At 69.8% G+C, this 18,181-nt stretch carries 17 protein-coding genes; 8 read left to right on the top strand and 9 right to left on the bottom strand.

Annotation, left to right across the window (positions count from 1 at the left end):
• Positions 1-13: 13 nt before the first annotated feature.
• Both ACIA5D_RS25520 and ACIA5D_RS25515 read right to left on the bottom strand, forming a co-directional pair.
• Complete coding sequence (locus ACIA5D_RS25520) at positions 14-442, bottom strand: OsmC family protein (RefSeq protein WP_396032688.1); 429 nt, start codon at positions 440-442, stop codon at positions 14-16.
• A gap of 522 nt (positions 443-964) precedes the next feature.
• On the bottom strand, positions 965-1,606 hold the full coding sequence (locus tag ACIA5D_RS25515; RefSeq protein WP_396032687.1) for a TetR/AcrR family transcriptional regulator: 642 nt from the start codon (positions 1,604-1,606) through the stop codon (positions 965-967).
• A gap of 140 nt (positions 1,607-1,746) precedes the next feature.
• Here ACIA5D_RS25515 and ACIA5D_RS25510 point away from each other — a divergent pair, with 140 nt between their 5' ends.
• Entirely contained in the window at positions 1,747-2,664 is a 918-nt protein-coding gene (locus tag ACIA5D_RS25510; protein ID WP_396032686.1) for an NADP-dependent oxidoreductase, read from the top strand.
• Positions 2,665-2,761: 97 nt separating this feature from the next.
• Here the strand turns inward: ACIA5D_RS25510 and ACIA5D_RS25505 are convergent, their stop codons facing one another.
• From ACIA5D_RS25505 to ACIA5D_RS25495, 3 genes are all read right to left on the bottom strand, one after another.
• Positions 2,762-3,520, bottom strand: a complete 759-nt coding sequence (locus ACIA5D_RS25505; RefSeq protein ID WP_396032685.1) for a hypothetical protein — start codon at positions 3,518-3,520, stop codon at positions 2,762-2,764.
• Positions 3,521-3,589: 69 nt separating this feature from the next.
• Positions 3,590-3,712: a hypothetical protein gene (locus ACIA5D_RS25500; RefSeq protein WP_396032684.1), complete on the bottom strand. Its 123-nt coding sequence runs from the start codon at positions 3,710-3,712 to the stop codon at positions 3,590-3,592.
• The gene (locus tag ACIA5D_RS25495; protein WP_396032683.1) at positions 3,709-3,834 is read right to left on the bottom strand and encodes a hypothetical protein; all 126 of its coding nucleotides are present in this window, start codon (positions 3,832-3,834) and stop codon (positions 3,709-3,711) included. The genes ACIA5D_RS25500 and ACIA5D_RS25495 overlap by 4 nt, the downstream gene beginning before the upstream one ends.
• Positions 3,835-4,231: 397 nt before the next feature.
• On the opposite strand from ACIA5D_RS25495, the gene ACIA5D_RS25490 reads away from it, so the two are divergent.
• The 3 genes from ACIA5D_RS25490 (at position 4,232) to ACIA5D_RS25480 (ending at position 8,570) form a co-directional block, all read left to right on the top strand.
• On the top strand, positions 4,232-6,697 hold the full coding sequence (locus ACIA5D_RS25490; protein ID WP_396032682.1) for a M43 family zinc metalloprotease: 2,466 nt from the start codon (positions 4,232-4,234) through the stop codon (positions 6,695-6,697).
• Positions 6,698-6,816: 119 nt separating this feature from the next.
• Positions 6,817-7,134 carry a hypothetical protein gene (locus tag ACIA5D_RS25485; RefSeq protein WP_396032681.1) on the top strand — a complete coding sequence of 106 codons (318 nt, stop codon included), beginning with the start codon at positions 6,817-6,819 and terminating at the stop codon, positions 7,132-7,134.
• Positions 7,131-8,570, top strand: a complete 1,440-nt coding sequence (locus ACIA5D_RS25480) for a M20/M25/M40 family metallo-hydrolase (RefSeq protein ID WP_396032680.1) — start codon at positions 7,131-7,133, stop codon at positions 8,568-8,570. The genes ACIA5D_RS25485 and ACIA5D_RS25480 overlap by 4 nt, the downstream gene beginning before the upstream one ends.
• On the opposite strand, the gene ACIA5D_RS25475 is transcribed toward ACIA5D_RS25480, so the two are convergent.
• The 4 genes from ACIA5D_RS25475 to ACIA5D_RS25460 form a co-directional block, all read right to left on the bottom strand.
• Positions 8,553-8,981, bottom strand: a complete 429-nt coding sequence (locus ACIA5D_RS25475) for a pyridoxamine 5'-phosphate oxidase family protein (RefSeq protein ID WP_396032678.1) — start codon at positions 8,979-8,981, stop codon at positions 8,553-8,555. The genes ACIA5D_RS25480 and ACIA5D_RS25475 overlap by 18 nt on opposite strands.
• 10 nt (positions 8,982-8,991) lie before the next feature.
• Entirely contained in the window at positions 8,992-9,495 is a 504-nt protein-coding gene (locus ACIA5D_RS25470) for a nitroreductase family deazaflavin-dependent oxidoreductase (RefSeq protein ID WP_396032676.1), read from the bottom strand.
• Positions 9,496-9,616: 121 nt separating this feature from the next.
• The gene (locus tag ACIA5D_RS25465; protein ID WP_396032674.1) at positions 9,617-11,236 is read right to left on the bottom strand and encodes a beta-1,3-glucanase family protein; all 1,620 of its coding nucleotides are present in this window, start codon (positions 11,234-11,236) and stop codon (positions 9,617-9,619) included.
• Positions 11,237-11,357: 121 nt separating this feature from the next.
• The gene (locus ACIA5D_RS25460; protein ID WP_396032673.1) at positions 11,358-12,752 is read right to left on the bottom strand and encodes a ricin-type beta-trefoil lectin domain protein; all 1,395 of its coding nucleotides are present in this window, start codon (positions 12,750-12,752) and stop codon (positions 11,358-11,360) included.
• 340 nt (positions 12,753-13,092) lie between these two features.
• On the opposite strand from ACIA5D_RS25460, the gene ACIA5D_RS25455 reads away from it, so the two are divergent.
• The 4 genes from ACIA5D_RS25455 to ACIA5D_RS25440 are packed head-to-tail and all read left to right on the top strand — an operon-like array spanning position 13,093 to position 18,162.
• Positions 13,093-14,250 (top strand): NAD(+)/NADH kinase, encoded by a 1,158-nt coding sequence (locus ACIA5D_RS25455; RefSeq protein ID WP_396032672.1) that lies wholly within the window; start codon positions 13,093-13,095, stop codon positions 14,248-14,250.
• A gap of 3 nt (positions 14,251-14,253) precedes the next feature.
• The gene (locus tag ACIA5D_RS25450; protein ID WP_396032671.1) at positions 14,254-15,912 is read left to right on the top strand and encodes an FAD-dependent oxidoreductase; all 1,659 of its coding nucleotides are present in this window, start codon (positions 14,254-14,256) and stop codon (positions 15,910-15,912) included.
• On the top strand, positions 15,912-17,372 hold the full coding sequence (locus ACIA5D_RS25445) for an ATP-binding protein (RefSeq protein WP_396032670.1): 1,461 nt from the start codon (positions 15,912-15,914) through the stop codon (positions 17,370-17,372). Before ACIA5D_RS25450 ends, ACIA5D_RS25445 begins: the two co-directional genes overlap by 1 nt.
• A gap of 58 nt (positions 17,373-17,430) precedes the next feature.
• Positions 17,431-18,162, top strand: a complete 732-nt coding sequence (locus tag ACIA5D_RS25440) for a lysostaphin resistance A-like protein (RefSeq protein WP_396032669.1) — start codon at positions 17,431-17,433, stop codon at positions 18,160-18,162.
• The last annotated feature ends 19 nt before the right edge of the window (positions 18,163-18,181 follow it).

Here is an 18,181-nt window from a genome sequence, read left to right as displayed (position 1 = left end):
AAGCGGCCTGATTTCAGCGCGGCCCGACGAATTCGGTTCGCACGCTCCACGCGAACTGAATCAGCAGGGTCACCGGGGACTTCTCGGCAATGTCGTGCATCACCTTCAAGTCGTCGGGGTCGGGTTCTTCGCTCAGCGTGATCGTGCGCTGCAGGTAACGCTCTGCACCCTCCTGCTCGGGTTCGTGGTAGTTGATCTCGACGGTGATGTCGCCGGCGGTGTCGTATTTATAGTCGACGTACTGCCGCAGCGTCTGTGCAGTGCACGACGCGAGCGCCATCAACAGGTACTCCGTCGGCATCGGACCTTCGCCGACTGCGCCGTTGTGCGGTTCATCGGCAACGAAGGTGAAGCCGCGGGTGGTCATGTCCGTGCGCCGGCGCTCAATCGCCGGAAGCACAGCTCGGGCGGATGCGACCACACGATCCCGATCGGTATCCATCTACCGCGCCTTCCTGTAGATCCTGTTGGTGACGGTTCAGATACTCGGATCCAGCTGCCGAGCCGCGTGTGAGCGGGGACTGTGGCCAGACGTATCACCCGGTGACCGAGTACCTCCGCAGGCTAGCGTTTGCGGACTATACCGTCCAGTCTATCGCTTGATGATCGGCACCGATTGGCACGGCGAACCATCACATCGTATGGTTGAGCTGCGCGAATTGGCGGTTAGGGCCAGGCCGTCCATACGCTGACCTCGCTCGACGCGGAACCGAGGGATGGACTCGTCGGTCCGTTAGGGCCGGGATGTGCCGTCGTTAACGCAGTTCAGTGCACTGATTGCCCCTCTTGTATCCGACGAGAAAGAGGACGATATAGTCCTTCGCAGGAGCGGTCCAGGTCGTTCCGGGTTGGTGGCAGTGAGAGAGGGCGGCGGCCAGCGTCGCGCCTAACGTCAGGAGAGTTCGATGGACGGTTTGCCCTGCGGTACGGACGTTGTCGATGGTGCGCCTGACACAGTTGGACTCTATAGTCCCATTGTGCTCGCTTTGAAGGTCTCGACGTGTGCCAGGGCCATGTCCAGGGCGACGCGCATGGGTTCGGCGTCGTGCGCGGTCTGAGCCAGCAGATAGCCGCCCTGAAGGGCGGCCATCACCGCTACGGACAGCCTCGCTGGATCGGTGTCGGCGCGCAGTGTGCCGTTGTCGCGCATTCGCTGGAAGCCGTCCGCGAGCAACTGTTCCCAGGTGGCGAAGTGGCCGGCCAGTGCCTGCCGGGCGGCCTCGTCGGTGTCGGACAACTCTGCCGCGAGGGTGCCGATCTCACAGCCGTGCGCGCCGCTGCGCAGCGTGTTGCGTTGCAGCACGGCGTCGCGCCACCGGCGCAGCCCGGCAAACGAGCTGACGCCGCGCAGCAATTGGTACTGACGCTCCAGCACCACCCCGGCCTGATGCGTGACGACCTCGCGGACCAGTGCCTCCTTGGCCGCGAAGTGGTGGTAGAGCTGGGACTTGCTGGTGCCGCTCGCGAGCCTGACCTCGTCGAGGGTGGTGGCGGCGACACCTTTGGCGGCCATCAGCTCAGCGGCGGCCAGCACGATGCGTTCCCGGGTGGCCGCGCCGCGTGCGGTCAGCCGGGCGCCCTCGTTCCTGACCTGCGGGTCGACCACGGCCGCCAGGCTACCCGACCTTGCAGGCGAGATACATCTGCCAGGCGGTCACCGGGTACGGAGAGTCAGACGGACCTACCCTCAGGGCTTTCGCCGAGCAATATTTCACCAACGAGACAAATGACCGAGGAGGCAATTCCATGAAAGCGATCGTGGTGACCGACCAGGCTGCAGGAACGGCCGGGATGACGCTGGCGGAGCGACCCGAGCCGCCGGCAGCGATAAACGACGTCATCGTTGAGGTTCATGCATCGGGATTCGTCCCGACCGAGACGGAGTGGCCCTCGACCTGGACCGACCGGCGCGACCGTGACCGAACTCCGTCGATCCCTGGACACGAGCTGGCCGGAGTGGTCACCGCCCTCGGATACGGCACGACGGGACTGTCGGTGGGACAGCGGGTGTTCGGCCTCACGGACTGGCATCGCGACGGCACCCTCGCGGAGTACGTGGCCGTCGAGGCCCGCAACCTCGCGCCCCTGCCGGGCGACGTCGACTTCACGGTCGGTGCGAGCCTGCCGATCTCGGGTCTGACCGCGTGGCAGGGACTGTTCGACCACGGCCACCTTCAGGCGGGCCAGAGCGTGCTCGTGCACGGCGCGGCCGGCGCAGTCGGGACGATGGTCACCCAACTCGCACGTGAGTTCGGCGCGTACGTCATCGGCACCGGACGTACTGCCGACCGGCAGAAGGCGCTCGACTTCGGCGCGCAGGAGTTCGTCGACCTCGAGAACGACGCCCTGGAGGACGTCGGCGGCGTCGACCTGGTCTTCGACCTCATCGGCGGCGATATCCAGAAGCGATCCGCACGTCTGGTTCGAGCCGGAGGAACGCTGGTGTCAATCGTCGGGCCGCCCGAGGCGCGGCCGGCCGACGGCTTGGCCGTCGACTTCGTTGTCGAGGCCGACCGGGTTCACCTGAATGAGATCGTCCGGCGCGTCCGCGACGGGCGGCTGCGGACAAACATCGGCACCATCGCAACACTCGACGAGGCCGTCGCCGCCCTCAACCCGGCCGACCGGATCAAGGGAAAGACGATCATCCTCGTTCGCCCGTAAGGACCCGCCCACGGCGTGCCGGTCTGCCCAAACCGGCCGTCACGCTGCGTACGCTACGCCGTGTCCGCTCGGGTACGTGTCGATGGTCAAAGAGTGCTCAATTGCCTTTCCGCATGACGAAACCCTTGAGCAGCCCGTAGAGCTGGGTGTCGTTCACCTCGCTGTACAGGCTGTCGCCGTCGGCCAGGAATACCACGCTCGGGCAGTCCCCGTCCGCGCCGGTGACCGGCTTGTCGAGCAGTTTCCGGCCGGTCGCCGCCTCGTAGAGCCGCAGCCGGTAGACGCCCTGGCTCAGCGCGATCATCGGCGGGGTCTGGTCCTTGTACTTGCAGTTCCGGAGCGGCTTGCCGGCCTTGGTGAGGTCGACGCAGGCGACCAGCTGTGACTTGGCCGGGTTGTCCGGAACCCAGGCCCGCCAGATCGACTCCTTCTGCTCGGGCACCCGCACCGCGCTGAGCATGTGCCGGCTCGGCGCCAGCACGGAGTCGACCACGCCTACGGAGATCTGGTGCGGCGCCTTGCCCGCGAACTTCGGCGACTGCGGGTAGTACCAGCCGTCGCAGACCCGGGCGAGGTCGTTGCCCGTGCGCACCGGGTACGTGCTGGGCCGGGGCCCGGCGGGTGGCACGGCCGCCTCGGCGTCCTGGGTGGACGCGCTGGGCGCCGACCAAGTGGCGTCGGGCGTGCGGCCGGTCGCGTTGTCGTCCCCGTCGCCGCCGGCCGCGACCCACGCGACACCCGCTCCGAGCAGCGCCAGCACGCCGACCACGGCCAGCGCGGCGATCATCCAGGGCGAAAGCCAGCGCGGCCGGGGCGTGGGCGGCCGGGGCGTGGGCGGCGTCCCCGGTTCTTCCATGGCGGTCCCGTCGTCCGTCGGTGGTGGACCGCGAACTCTATCGAATGCCGGCGATTCCCGCCGTGCTACTCAGGTTCGTCTCGCAAAGAAGACCAGCTCGTCGACGTACTCGCGCTTGTCGTACCGGTCGACTCGCGCCTGGTCGGTGCGGGCCGCCGCGGCCACGTCGAGGCCGGCGGTCTGCTCCTTCACGCCGGTGCCCGGATGCCCCACGACGATCGCGGGAATGGGCGATCCGCGGCGCCCGACGGAATGTAGAGATCGGCCGCGATGCGGATGCCGGCGCTTTCGAAGCTGACGTCCACCTTGTTCATTTCGGTTCGTTCCCTTCGGATTTTGCCGGACCGTTACGAGCCAATTCCGCGAACCGGAAGCGTCGCCGGCAGGGCAGAATTCTTCCCCGGCAGGAACACTCCACGTGACCGGCCCGAGCTCACCTACCTGCCACGTACAGGCTCAGCGTCCGCCGGAGATAAGTGATCTAGGCGCCCCGGGCGTCAGATATAGACAATTTCGAATTTCGGTCACGTCCGGAATTCGATCTTATTGTTTTTATTTCTCGATCGGCCACTTCGGGTGTCGGCCAGATGACTGAATTGTGGGCGCGAACAGGAGGATTGTTTCCTTCGGGATCGCGGTGATAAGTGGCGGCGCCGGCGAATTGCCATGGTCAATTCGGTCGTGCCTATCGCGTCGATCTGAGGAGGAAAGATGGCAGGCAGGCGCAAGGTGGACGGATCCGGCGACGGCACGGCGCACCCCGGCGGCGCGATGGCGGGGGCAAGCGGCGCGGGCGGCGATAGTGGCGGCCAGGCTCAGGGCGGCCAGGCACAAGGGGGCCGGGCTCAAGGCAGCCAGGGTCAGCGTGGCCAGGCTCAGGGCATGCCGGGCGGCGCGATGCGGGCCAAGCCGGGTTCGGCCGGAATGCCAGGAGCGGCGATGCGCGGCGCGGCCGCCGAGGGCAACAACGGCGTCCGTCGGTCCGCGGCCAATGCCATGCCGGGAGCCGGTGGCATGCCGGGAGGCGGCATGGCCGGCGGCGGTCCGGCCGGCGGTGGTCCGGCCGGTAACACGCCCTCGGGCGGTGGCCCGGCGGCGAGCGGGCCGGGCTCGGGCGAGCCGATGGAGGACACCCCGCGCCGGCGCTGCGCGACGATGGACGTGCACCGGAGGTTGCTGGCCGAGTCGCCGGAGTATCGGCGGGCCCGGGCGGCGATCGAGAATCTCACCCGGGGGCTGGTGGGGCCCGACCAGGAACCGCGCTTCACGGGCGTCGTCCGCGTCCCGGTCGTCGTGCACGTGGTGTGGAAGACCGCCGATCAGAACATCTCCGACGGGCAGGTCAACAGCCAGATCGATGTGCTGAATCGCGACTTCCGGGCGACCAATACCGATGTGAACACAGTGCCGGGCGTTTTCGCGAACCTGGTGGCGGACAGCCGTATCGAGTTCTTCCTGGCGACCACCGATCCGAACGGGGCGCCGACGAACGGCATCACCCGTACGGCCACGACCGTCGACTCGTTCACGCACGACGACAAGATCAAGAGGGCGGGCACCGGCGGCGCCGACGCCTGGCCCGCCGACAAGTACCTGAACATCTGGACCGGCCGGCTCAGCGGCGGCCTGCTCGGCTACGCCCAGTTCCCGGGCGGCCCAGCCGAGACCGACGGTGTGGTGATCCTGCAGAGCGCGTTCGGCACGACGGGCACAGCGACCCCGCCGTTCCACCTCGGCCGCACCGCCACCCACGAGATCGGTCACTTCTTCAACCTGTTCCACATCTGGGGCGACGACGGCACCGGGTGCGGCGGCACCGACGAGGTCGACGACACCCCGAACCAGGGCGGCGGCAACGTCAGTGTGCCGACCTTCCCCCACGTCACCTGCGGCAACGGGCCCAACGGCGACCTGTTCATGAACTACATGGACTACGTCGACGACCCGGTCATGGTGATGTTCACCAGGGGCCAGGCGGCCCGGATGGAGGCGTGCATCGACGGGGTCCGGTCGTCGCTGGCGATCGGTCAGCAGAACCCCGAGCCGGCCGGCCCGGTGGTCAGCTGGGGCGCGAACCGGCTGGACGCGTTCGTTCTGGGCACCGACCGCGCGCTGTATCACAAATGGTGGGGCGGCAACGGGTGGGGACCGTCCGTCACCGGCTACGAGCACATGGGCGGAGTTTGCATGAAGGGTCCGGAGGTGGCCTCGTGGGGGCCGGACCGGTTGGACGCGTTCGTTCTGGGCACCGACCGCGCGCTGTATCACAAGTGGTGGGACGGCAATGCCTGGGGACCGTCGCTCACCGGCTACGAGTACATGGGTGGCGTCTGCCTCGATGGCCCGGTCCTCGCCTCGTGGGGGCCGAACCGGTTGGACGCGTTCGTCCTGGGCACCGACCGCGCGCTGTATCACAAGTGGTGGGACGGTAACGCCTGGGGACCGTCGGTCACCGGCTACGAGTACATGGGCGGCATCTGCATCGAGGAGCCGGACGTCGTCGCGTGGGGCCCGAACCGGCTCGACGTGTTCGTGATCGGCACGGATTCGGCGCTGTACCACAAATGGTGGGACGGCAGCGCGTGGGGCCCGGGCGTCACCGACTACGAATACATGGGCGGGGTCTGCGTTGGCCCGCCGACGGCGGTGGCGTGGGGCCCGAACCGGCTCGACGTGTTCGTGATCGGCACGGATTCGGCGCTGTACCACAAGTGGTGGGATGGCAATGCGTGGGGACCGTCGGTCACCGGCTACGAGTACATGGGCGGCGTCTGCGCGAGCCGGCCCGCGGTGGTCTCCTGGGGTCCGGACCGGCTCGACGTGTTCGTCGTCGGCACCGACTCGGCGCTCTACCACAAGTGGTGGGACGGCAACGCCTGGGGACCGTCGACGACCGGGTACGAATACCTGGGCGGTGTCGTCGTCGGCGACCCGCAGGTCGTCTCCTGGGGACCGAACCGGCTCGACGTCTTCGTCGAGGGCACCGACTCGGCGCTGTACCACAAGTGGTGGGACGGAAACGCCTGGGGACCGTCGGTCACCGGCTACGAGTACATGGGCGGAGTGATCAGCGACTTCCGCACGGCGCCGGAGCTGACGCCGCCGGGAGACGCCGTGCCGGTCGCCATGCCCGGCAACGGCGCCACGATCGCGCCACTGGCGACGGCGAGGAGCTGAACACCGGCGACGGCGAGGAGCGGAACGCCCGGCGACGGCGAGGAGCTGAACGGCCCGGCGCGGGTGGTGGCGGCCTGGCGTCACCACCACCCCCGGCCGGCCGCGAAGGGAGCGACGAGATGACCGAGGCGACGAGCGTGCCACCGGGCCGGTGGACGCACTCGCACGAGGAGGACCACGACGGGGTCGAGGTCTACCGGCCGGCCGGCTACGACTTCCCGCCCGCCCGGGGGCGGAGCGGGATCGAGTTCCGGCCGGACGGGACCTACATCGACTGGGCGATCGGGCGCGGCGACGCGAACGAGGCCCGGCCCGGCCGGTGGGAGCCGGCGGCGGCCGGTGGGCTGCGGATCATCACGGCCGGCGAGCAACGGGTGCTGGTGGTGGCCCTGGTCGCCCCGGATCGGCTGGAGATCCGTCCCGGGGGCCCGCGATGAGCGAGACCCGATGGGCCGTGCTGCCGGCCGGCCGCGCGGCCGGGGCCCGGACGCGCGGCGCCCGGATCGGCGACGAGGTGATCGTCTGGTCCCGGGAAGCGGAACAGCTCGAGGGGGAAGCGGAAGAGCTCGACGGGGAAGCGGAACAGCTCGAGGGGGAAGCGGAAGAGCTCGACGGGGAAGCGGAACAGCTCGACGGGGAAGCGGAACAGCTCGACGGGGAAGCGGAAAGGGCCGGAGAGGGAACCGCCCGCTCGGAGCTTTCGCTCGTCACCCAGGTCGGGCGTGCCTTCCAGCAGGCGCACCCGCGCATCCCGGTCATCCTCGACCACGGCCGCCACCTCGTCATCGACGGCGGCAAGACGCTGCGCCAGAAGGAGGACACCTGCTGGCGCGTCGAGCCGCTGCTGCCGGGCGTCACCGTCGTGGACCGCCCGGCCCGGCATCCCGGGCGCGTCGATCCGATCGCTGCCGGCCTGGTGGCGGCGGTGTCCCGGCCGCCGTACGAGGCGGACACCACCTGGCTGGCCCAGCTGCCGACCCGCCATTCGACGAGCGCCGGCTTCGGTCAGGCGGCCGACCGGGCGGCCGCGGCCCTGGACGCGCTGGGCTACGCCACGTCCCGGTTCCCGGTCACCGTCGGCGGCGGCCGGAGCGCCAACGTGATCGCCGAGAAGGCGGCGTCGCCGGACGTGGTAGTGGTGACCGCCCACCTCGACTCGGTCAACATCGCCGGTGGCCCGGCCGCAGCCGCGCCCGGGGCCGACGACAACGGCAGCGGCTCGGCCGGCGTCCTGCTACTGGCCCGCCTGCTGGCCGGGCTGAGTTGGGAGCACACGCTCCGGCTGATCCTGTTCGGCGGCGAGGAGCAGGGCCTGTTCGGCAGCAAGCAGTACGTCGCATCGCTGTCGCCCGACGAGCGTTCGCGGATCCGGGCCGTCCTGAACATGGACATGATCGCGTCGCGGAACGGGCCCCAGAGCGCCGTGCTGCTGGAGGGCGCGGCGGTCTCGCAGAGCCTGATCGACGACCTGGCCGCGGCCGCGGCCACCTACACCGGGCTGCGGGTGGAGACCTCGCTCAACCCGTTCGCCAGCGACCATGTGCCGTTCATCCAGGCCGGCGTCCCGGCCGTGCTGACCATCGAGGGCAACGACAGCGCGAATCACCACATCCACAGCGCCGACGACCTGCTGGACCACCTCGACTACGAGCTGGCGATGGAGATCTTGCGGATGAACGTGGCCACGCTCGCGGGATGGCTGCGCCCGGCGCCCGGGCCGGCGCCACGCCCGGCCGGCCCGGTGGTCTCGTGGGCGCCCGGCCGCCTGGACGTGTTCGTCACCGGCGCCGACCACGGGCTCTACCACAAGGCGTGGACCGAGTCGTCGACCACCGAATTCGAACGCCTGGGCGGATTACCAGGCGGGTCCTAGGTCGGCCGACAGCCAGTGCTCCGGTCTCATGTAGACGGCGATGTGCTCGCCCAGCTGGGAGCGTTCGTACTCGAGGTATTCGTCGACCCGTTCCGGGGGTAGATATCGTTCGGCCATCTCGCGCGAGCGCTCGTCGCTGACCGGGGCCGTGCGGGTCACCGGCCCCTCGACCGACACGTAGCGGATCGTCGGCTCGGTGCGCTGCGCCATCAGGCTGAGGCGGCCCGCGGCCTCGATGGCGCGGGTCTTGCGCGCGCCGGGCGCGGTGAGCACCCAGAGCTCGCCGCCCGGGTCGTACTGATACCAGATCGGGACGCTCAGCGGCGCGCGATCGGGCCGCTCGAGCACCGACAGCGCGCCGATGTGGGGTTCGGCCAGGAACTGTTCGCGTTCTTCTCTCGAAAGCGCCATGGGCCGGACGTTAGTCGCGGGGTGTGACACTTCGCGGGCGACGGAGCCTGGTGCCCGGCAGCATGCGCCGCGCGTCGGGGACGAAGCCCACGGCGGCCGGTTCGAGGCGGACGAACGGGATGGCCCGCCCCAGCGCGGCCAGGTCGGCGTCGCTTCCGTCGATCTCGTAGCCCATGTGGCGGGCCAGGACGCGCGCCGCCCGGCGGTGACGGCGGGCGTAGGCCAGCATGACCGCGGCGCCCTCGTCGGTGGTCAGCGGGTGGGCGATCGCGCGCTGGCAGTCGCGGGCGAGGGTGATCGTGGTGTCCGGCTCGGCGAGCAGGTTGCGGTACCAGTCGGAGCGCGAGCCGTAGCCGGCGGCCACCGTCACGGCGCCGGTGGGGGAGTACGCCACCACCTCGAGGACCACCTGGAAGAGGCGGCCGCTGCGGCGGCCGGTGTGTTCGACCAGGACGAGGCGGCGGCTGAAGAGGAAGCCCAGCCCGTGGCGATAGAAGAAGAGGGGCAGGCGCAACAGGGATCGTCGCAGGCCACGCGGGGCGGTCGGAGCGGTGAGGGCTCGCACACTGCAGTCATTACTACGGCCCGGGCGGCAGCGCTACCACCCGGGCCGAAGTGCCCCCCAAAATAGCTGATCAGAACGGCGTCATGGTGATCGCCGCCAGGCGTGGGTCGCCGTCGTGGACCAGCGACTCCTGGTTGAGCACGTCGTCGAAGGCGAAGGCGTACGCCTTGCCGTCGGCCATGTTCTCGTGGATGACCTTGGCGTACAGGTTGGCCGGGTCGCCCCGGTAGAAGTCGGCCGCCGTGCCGCCCGGCTGGGTGTCGAGCGTGCCGAGCGTACCGCGCTGCAGCGCCGCGCAGAGGGTGCGGGCGATCGGGCCGACCACCTGGTCGTTCGGGGCGGCCAGCGCGCCGTCGCAGCCCCACACGTTCGCGGTCGAAGGCTTGGTGAACGACGCGACCACCTTGCCGGCGCCGTCGGTGAAGCTCAGGACATCGCCGCTGGTGCGGCCGGTGAACTTCTTGTCCGGTTGGTCGCTGAAGGGCACGACAGTCAAATTCTTGTTCTGGTACGCGTTCCACGCGCTCGCGATGGCGGAGTCGAGGTAGGCCGGACTCATCAGTCCGGCGTCCGCGGCCTTGCCCGGCGCCAGAACCCGCAGCACCGTCCCGTCCGTACGCGTCACGACGCTCTTGGCGAAGTCGGGCGACGCCTTGATCGCGTTGATCACCCGCTGCCGGCCGCCGGACTTCAGCTCGCCGGTCGAGGCGACCGTGCCCGAGCCGCCGGTGACGCTGACGATGTGCGGCACCGCGAACATGTCGACCTGCGAGCTGTTCAGGAACAGGCCGCCGGCGTCGAGGGTGAACTCGCTCCAGTCGAAGAGGATGTCGTGGTTGGGGTCGCCGCCCGCCCACGGCGCGGGCTGCACGAGGCCGTCGGTGGTGAGCCGGAAGTCCAGCTTCTGCCCGAACGACATGTACAGGCGGCCGGAGAGCCCGCGCGGGATCTTGATCGTCGTCGAGGAGCCGGTCAGTGGGATCGAGACGTCCGGCGCCGGCACCGGCACCGTGGCGCCGCGGGTCCAGGCCGTGAAGGCGCCGGCCGCGTTGACGTAGCCGAGCTTGCCGCTCGCCAGGTTGACCCCGAGCACGTAGAGGAAGACCGTCTCGTTCCGCCCGGTCTTGTTGGTCACCGTGACCGGCAGTAGGTCCGAAGCGGGTGGAATGTCGGCCTTCGGCGTTTCCGCAGTGGGCGCGGCCGACGAAGGCGACGAGGTGCTGGAGGTCGGCGCGACCGTGGTGGGCGCAGCTGTCGGCCCGGTGGTCGGTTTGGTGGCCGGCGGCGTGGCGGTCACGACCCCGTTGCAGGGCAGGCCGTTGATCTTGCAGTTGACCGGCTGGCCGCCGGAGCCGACGAACCCGAAGGTCGCCGAGGCCCCGACGGCCACCGATCCGTTCCACCCGCGATCGGCGAACGTGACGTGTTGCCCGGACAACGTCATGTCCGCTTCCCAGAAGCTGCCGACGGTGGCCCCCGCCGGAAGATCGAACTCCACCTTCCACGAGGTCATGGCGGCCGCCCCGGTGTTGCTGACGGTCACCTCGTCCTGCCAGCCGCTGCCCCAGTCGGACACCGTCCGCACGGAAGCGGTCGGCGCCGCGGCCGAGGCCGGCAGGGCGATCCAGGTCGTCGCGACGGCCGCTACCGCGGCCACGACGGTCAGAAGGAGAGTTCGTTTGCGGCGCATCGTCGGGCTGCCTCCGGAAAAGGGGGAACGGGGATGACCGCCATCCTGGGAAGCGGTCGCGTACGCCCGACAGGTCTTTACAGTTCCTTTAAGGTGCAACTGCCCTTTTGGACCGGGTCAGTTACCCGCGGTGCCACTTCTGGTTGGCGGTGCCGGCGCAGTCCCAGAGTTGCAGCGCCGCGCCCCAGTTGCCGTTCCAGTCCTTGATGTCTATGCACTTGTTGGCCTGCGGATTCACCAGGTCACCGGCCGCCGACAGAACGAACTGCTGGGCCGCGTTGCCGTTGCAGTTGACGATCTGGATGACAGCGCCGTTGGCCGTCGAGCCCCACGCCACGTCCATGCACTTGTTGTTGGACGTCTGGAGCGTGCCGTTCACGAACGTCCACTTCTGCGCCCCCGACCCGTTGCAACCCCAGGTCTGCAGCGGCACGCCGTCGGAGAAGTTCGAGTTCGGGACGTCGATGCAGGTCCCGTTCCAGTCGCTGATCAGCGAGCTCGTGCTGCCGCCTCCGCCGCTGGTGGTCAGCGACAGGCCGTACGCGCCGAGGATCTCGTTCACCGGCTGGAACCACATCGTGCCGCCGGACGAGCAGTTGCCGGTGCCGCCGGAGGTCACGCCCTGTGCCTGGTTGCCGGAGATCCACGACCCGCCGGAGTCGCCGGGCTCGGCGCACGCGTTGCTGCGGGACAGCCCGGAGACGGAGCCCTGGGCGTACACGATGGTCTCGTTGCGGCCGAGCAGGGTGCCGCATCGCCAGCCGGAGGTGCGTCCCGAACGGCAGATCGAGCTGCCGACCGCGGCGTCGGCCGAGCCCGCGACCACGACGTTCCCGCCGGCGTAGTTGTTGACCCAGGGCTGCGGGGTCCAGTTGCCGTTGGTGCGGATCCACGAGTAGTCGTTGCCCGGGAACGACGACCCGGCGAACGTGCCCTGGCTGACGTTGTTGTAGCCGAGCGTGGGGCTGCCGGTGCCGCCGCAGTGACCGGCGCTGACGAACCCTCCGCTCACGGCGAACCCGACCGAGCACAGCGTGTTGCCGTTGATGACGTACTGGTCGCCGCCCCGGATGTCATACATGGTCCGGGGCTGCTCGGCCATGGTGGTGACCGTCACATCGGTGGCGCCGCTGGCCCGGGCGAATTGTCGTGCGGCGTTCTCCGCACCCGGTCCGGCGAGCACCACCACCCGGTTCTGCGGCACGTCGACATACCAGCCGCGAACGGAGGCGGCGGCCGCGTGCGACGCGTTGCGGTCCAATTTCGTCCGCGTCGCCGCAAGCGTGGACTCATTGACGCGTACCAATGCCGGGTTCGCGCCTTCCGCCCGTACGGATGCCTCGGCGGACGCGGAAGTCACCGCGACCGTGAGCCGGGACGCCCCGGCCGGGATCCACGCGCCCGCGAAGGCGGAGCCGAGCTGGGCGCGCAACCGCTTCTCCACCACCGGCGCCGCCGCCTCGGTGCGCAGCCGCACCGCGATCTGACCGTCGTCGAGCTTGAGATCGCGACGCATGGCCGCGAGCATTCCGGGAGCGATGTCGAAATGTGTCGGAGTGGCCTGAGCGGGCTGTGGGGTCAGTGTTGCCGCTGTGCAAAGGGCAGCGGCGATCGCCAGCATTCTTCGGCGCATCGGGGGAGTCCTTCCGAACCGGGAAAATAGGGGATGAGCAGGGAAGGAGAGCGCTCTCTAGATCGGAGTCTGTCTATGCGTGACAACGCTGTCAAGAAACCTTCTCGAAACATGCCCGAAGACGCCAACGTGTGCTGGATCGCGTGCCCTCGCCGCCGTGGGGGCGCACGTGGGAGGCTGGTTCTTTCGATGCCATGAGCGATGGGGTAACGGGCCAATGGGCATGATCAAGGTCGTCGGGCTGGTGCTGCACCCCCGGCGCGACTGCGGCTCGGCGATCGACGCCATCGTCGAGTGGGCCAACCGGCGGGAGGTGACCGTCCTCGGCCTGCACGACGAGATCAGCCGGATCGACTGCGACGCCGTGGCGGTCAGCCCCGAGGAGATGGTCGACCGGGCCGGACTGCTGGTCAGCCTCGGCGGCGACGGCACGATGCTGCGCACGATGCGGCTGGTCGAGGGGCGCAAGACGCCGGTGCTCGGGGTCAACGTGGGGCGGCTCGGCTTCCTGGCCGAGGTCGACCTGCCCGACCTGCCCGGCGCGCTCTCCGCGATCGACGAGCACAAGTTCACGATCGAATCGCGTACGGCGGTGCGCACCGTGCTGCCCGACGGCCGCGAGGTCTCCGCCTTCAACGACATCGCGCTGGTGCGGGTGCCCGGCGACGGCCTCGCCGCGGTCGGCATCGCGGTCGAGGGCAAGAACTTTGTGAACTACGCGGCCGACGCGGTGATCGTCTCGACGCCCACGGGCTCGACGGCGTACTCGTTCTCGGCCGGCGGCCCGATCGTCTCCCCGAACGTCGAGGGGCTGATCGTCAGCGCCGCGGCCGCGCACTCGTCGTTCAACCGCTCGCTCATGCTCGCGCTCAGCGAGCGGCTCGAGCTCGATGTGCTGCCGACCAGCGGCCGGCTCGCCATCGAGGTCGACGGCATCATCGAGGGGTACACCGACCCCGACGACCGGCTCGAGATCGAGCCCGTCCCGGCCGCCGCTCAGGTCGTCCGGCTCGGCTCGAGCTCGTTCTACGAGCGGGCCCGGCGCAAGCTTCGGGTCGAGGGCAGCGCCCAGGTCGGCGTGCGCGACTCGGTCGACAGCGCCGTCGTGGTCGACGCCTTCGAGCGGCAGCGCTACGAGATCCTGCTCGGTGGGGAGGTCGCCGGAGTGCTGCACTATCGCCGGCACGGCGGCCGGATCGAGCTCATGCACACCGAGATCGAGCAGACGTTCTCCGGCCAGGGCCTGGCCAGCCGCCTCGCCTCCGCCGCGCTCGACGATGCCCGCTCCCGCGCCACCCCGGTCCGCGCCACCTGCCCGTTCGTCAGCGGCTACCTGGAACGCCACCCGGAATACTCCGACCTGCTATCAGATGGGGTTTGACACATGGGCCATCCCGCCATCCTGACCGTCGACGACGATCCCTCGGTCTCCCGGGCGATCGCCCGCGACCTGCGCCGCAAGTACGGCGAGGAGTACCGCATCCTGCGGGCCTCCTCGGCGGCCGAGGCCCTGGACGCGCTGCGGGAGATCAAGCTGCGCGGCGGCCGGGTCGCCGTCATGCTCGCCGACTACCGGATGCCGCAGATGAACGGCATCGAGTTCCTGGAACAGGCCATGGACCTGTTCCCCAACGCGCGCCGGGCGCTGCTCACCGCGTACGCGGACACCGACGCGGCGATCCAGGCGATCAACGTGGTCGACGTCGACCACTACCTGCTCAAGCCGTGGGACCCGCCGGAGGAGAAGCTCTACCCGGTGCTCGACGCGCTGCTCGACGCGTGGCAGGCCACCGGCGACCGTGAGATCGAGGACATCCGGGTCGTGGGGCACCGCTGGTCCGAGCCGTCGTACCAGATCCGCGACTTCCTGGCCCGCAACCTGGTGCCGTACCGGTGGCTGGCGGCCGACGAGCCGGAGGGCCGCCGCCTGCTCGAGGCGGCCGGGGTGGGCCCCGAGTCGGTGCCGCTGGTCGTCACCGCCGACGGGCGCGCCATGGCCCAGCCGTCGACGGCCGAGGTGGCCGAGGCGGCCGGCCTGTCCACGACGCCGGGGCGCGACTTCTACGACCTGATCATCGTGGGCGGCGGGCCGGCCGGGCTCGGCGCGGCCGTCTACGGCGCCTCCGAGGGGCTCAAGACGCTGCTGGTCGAGCGCACCGCGGTCGGCGGTCAGGCCGGCCAGAGCTCGAGGATCGAAAACTACCTGGGCTTCCCCGACGGGATCTCCGGCGCGCAGCTGACCGACCGGGCCCGCCGGCAGGCCGGCAAGTTCGAGGCCGAACTGCTCAACACCCGCGAGGTGACGGGCCTGCGGCTGGACGGCTCGGCCCGCACGCTGACCTTCGCCGACGGCGGCGAGATCTCGGCGCACTCGATCGTGCTGGCCACCGGCGTCGCCTACCGCCCGCTCCAGGCCGACGGCATCGCCCGGCTCACCGGCTCCGGCGTCTACTACGGCTCGGCCTCGACCGAGGGGCCGGCCTGCGCGGGCGCCGACGTCTTCATCGTCGGCGGCGCCAACTCGGCCGGCCAGGCGGCGCTGTTCTTCTCCCGGTACGCGAAGAAGGTCACCCTGCTGGTCCGGGGCGACTCGCTCGAGGCTTCGATGTCCTACTACCTCATCCAGCAGCTCGGCCAGACCGAGAACATCGAGGTCCGCACCCGCTGCGAGGTGCTCAGCGCGCACGGCGACGGCCACCTCCAGGCGATCACCATCTGCGAGAACAAGGGCAGCCTCGAGACCACGGTCGAGTGCGGGGCGCTGTTCATCTTCATCGGCGCCGAGCCGCGTACCGACTGGCTCGGCGAGACCGTGGCACGTGACGAGCGGGGCTTCGTTTTCACCGGCCCCGATCTGCTGGCGAACGGATCCCGTCCGAAGGGATGGGATCGGGACCGCGATCCGTTCTACCTGGAGTGCAGTGTTCCCGGCATCTTCGCCGCCGGCGACGTCCGGGCCAACTCGGTCAAACGGGTGGCCTCGGCGGTCGGCGAGGGCGCGATGGCCGTCACGCTGGTCCATCGTTACCTGGAGGCGCAGTAATGACCGAAGCCCTCACCCTCGTCCCGTGTGATCCCGGCGCCCTCACCGCCGACGAGTTGCGCACCCTGTTCCTGTTCGAGAAGCTCACCGACGACCAGCTCGGCTGGATCGCCGCACACGGCTGCACCATGCACATGCCCGCCGGCGGTGTCGTGATCCGCGAGGGCGACCAGGCCGACCAGTTCTTCGTGCTGCTCAGCGGCACCATCGCGCTGACCCGCAAGGTCGGCCAGGACGAGGTCGAGACCACCCGCACCGAGCAGCGCGGCGTGTACATGGGCGCCACCCAGTCCTACCTGCGCGACGACGGCGTCCCCCGCAAGTACATGGCGACCATGCGCGCGCTCGACGACAGCGACTTCTTCGTGATGTCGGCTGCCGACTTCAGCCACATGATGCGCGAGTGGTTCCCGATGGCGATCCACCTGCTCGAGGGCCTGGCCCTGGGCATGCGCTCGACCGCGGCGGCGATCAGCGAGCGGCAGCGGCTGACCGCGCTCGGCGCGCTGTCGGCCGGGCTCATGCACGAGCTGAACAACCCGGCCGCGGCCGCCTCCCGGGCCTCCGCGTCGCTGCGCCAGCGGGTCGCCGGCATGCGGCACAAGCTCGGCATGCTCGCGGCCGGCAAGGTGCCGACCGACCGGCTGGTCGCCCTGGTCGAGCTCCAGGAAGACGTGATCGAGCGGGCGGCCAAGGCGCCGGCGCTGACGGCCATGGAGACCGCCGACCGCGAGGACGAGCTCGGCGAGTGGATGGACGAGCGCAACGTCACCGGCGGCTGGGACCTCGCGGCCGTCTTCGCCCAGGGCGGGCTCGACATCGACTGCCTCAACGAGATCGAGACCCGGGTCGGCTCGTCCGAGCTGCTCGACCAGGCGATCCACTGGCTCGGGTACGCGCTCGAGACCGAGCAGCTGATGAGCGACATCGAAGACGCCACCAGCAGGGTCTCGTCGCTGGTCAACGCCGCGAAGCAGTACTCGCAGATGGACCGGGCCGCGCACCAGTGGATCGACGTGCACGGCGGGCTCGACAGCACGCTGGTCATGCTCAGCCACAAGATCGGGAGCGGGGTCAAGGTCGTGAAGGACTACGACCGCACACTGCCGCAGATCCCGGCCCACCCGGCCGAGCTCAACCAGGTGTGGACCAACCTGATCGACAACGCGGTGCAGGCCATGAAGGGCGTCGGCACGCTGACGGTGCGGACGTCCCGCGAGGGCGACCAGGTCGTCGTGTCGATCGGGGACACCGGTCCCGGCGTACCCGATGATCTGAAAAAGCGGGTTTTCGAGCCCTTCTTCACCACGAAGCCGGTCGGCGAGGGTACCGGGCTCGGCCTCGACATCTCCTATCGCATCGTGGTCAACGGCCACGGTGGCGACATCGTGCTCGACTCCAAGCCGGGCGACACGAAGTTCAAGGTGCGGCTCCCGATCAACGAGCCCGCCTCCGCCTGAGTGATCTAACTGTCAAGATTCGTTTGGAAATGGGGCCTGCGGGTAGCCTTCCTCCGCGATGACTCTCCGTAGCCCCCATCCGTCCCGCAAGCGGCTGATCCTGCTTTTCGGCGCCGTGCTCCTGGTTCTCGCCGCGGTCAACGTCGCCGACAAGTACGGTCCACGGCACACCGGCCTCGTCGCCGGCCCGCTGGTCGCCCTGGGGTTGATCGTGCTCGCCCGCCGCGCCGGCCTCACCTGGCACGACCTGGGCATGTCCAAACGCACCCTGCTCCCCGGTCTGAAGTACGCCGTCGGGGCCGTCCTCGCGGTCGCCGTCGTCTACGCGATCGGCGCGGCTCTGCCGTGGACCCGCCCCGCGTTCCACGATGTCCGCTATCACCTGCACATGAGCGCCGCCCTGATGACCGCGTTCATCGTGGTCCCACTCGGCACCGTGCTGCTCGAGGAGGTCGCCTTCCGCGGCGTGCTCCTCGGCATGGTCCGCCGGCACCGCGGCGCCACCTGGGCGAGCATCACGTCGTCGGTCCTCTTCGGCCTGTGGCACATCCTTCCGTCGCTGCGTCTCAACCACGCCAACCAGGCCGTCGGCGCCGCCTTCGGCACCGACCTGGCCGGCCGCGTCCTGGCCATCGCCGGGGTGGTCGCCTTCACCGCGCTGGCCGGCCTGCTGCTGTGCGAGCTACGCCGCCGCAGTGGCAGCATCCTCGCCGCGGCCGCCCTGCACTGGGCGACCAACGGGATGGGCCTGCTCGTCGCCGCCTTCCTGGCGACGGTGCGGTTCGCCTGAGGCTGACCTACGGCCGCGT

The organism is Actinoplanes sp. NPDC051513, from assembly GCF_044454685.1.
In the GTDB taxonomy this organism is placed as follows: domain Bacteria; phylum Actinomycetota; class Actinomycetes; order Mycobacteriales; family Micromonosporaceae; genus Actinoplanes.
Note: the sequence above shows the minus strand (reverse complement) of the source record. Positions and strands in the feature narration are given on the sequence as shown.

Coding starts and splice junctions, on each gene's coding strand:
- ACIA5D_RS25485 (WP_396032681.1), top strand. CDS start 6,817: ATGACCGAGGCGACGAGCGTGCCACCGGGCCGGTGGACGCACTCGCAC.
- ACIA5D_RS25450 (WP_396032671.1), top strand. CDS start 14,254: ATGGGCCATCCCGCCATCCTGACCGTCGACGACGATCCCTCGGTCTCC.
- ACIA5D_RS25445 (WP_396032670.1), top strand. CDS start 15,912: ATGACCGAAGCCCTCACCCTCGTCCCGTGTGATCCCGGCGCCCTCACC.
- ACIA5D_RS25455 (WP_396032672.1), top strand. CDS start 13,093: ATGATCAAGGTCGTCGGGCTGGTGCTGCACCCCCGGCGCGACTGCGGC.
- ACIA5D_RS25460 (WP_396032673.1), bottom strand. CDS start 12,752: ATGCGTCGCGATCTCAAGCTCGACGACGGTCAGATCGCGGTGCGGCTG.
- ACIA5D_RS25440 (WP_396032669.1), top strand. CDS start 17,431: ATGACTCTCCGTAGCCCCCATCCGTCCCGCAAGCGGCTGATCCTGCTT.
- ACIA5D_RS25505 (WP_396032685.1), bottom strand. CDS start 3,520: ATGGAAGAACCGGGGACGCCGCCCACGCCCCGGCCGCCCACGCCCCGG.
- ACIA5D_RS25465 (WP_396032674.1), bottom strand. CDS start 11,236: ATGCGCCGCAAACGAACTCTCCTTCTGACCGTCGTGGCCGCGGTAGCG.
- ACIA5D_RS25495 (WP_396032683.1), bottom strand. CDS start 3,834: ATGAACAAGGTGGACGTCAGCTTCGAAAGCGCCGGCATCCGCATCGCG.
- ACIA5D_RS25520 (WP_396032688.1), bottom strand. CDS start 442: ATGGATACCGATCGGGATCGTGTGGTCGCATCCGCCCGAGCTGTGCTT.
- ACIA5D_RS25490 (WP_396032682.1), top strand. CDS start 4,232: ATGGCAGGCAGGCGCAAGGTGGACGGATCCGGCGACGGCACGGCGCAC.
- ACIA5D_RS25475 (WP_396032678.1), bottom strand. CDS start 8,981: ATGGCGCTTTCGAGAGAAGAACGCGAACAGTTCCTGGCCGAACCCCAC.
- ACIA5D_RS25510 (WP_396032686.1), top strand. CDS start 1,747: ATGAAAGCGATCGTGGTGACCGACCAGGCTGCAGGAACGGCCGGGATG.
- ACIA5D_RS25480 (WP_396032680.1), top strand. CDS start 7,131: ATGAGCGAGACCCGATGGGCCGTGCTGCCGGCCGGCCGCGCGGCCGGG.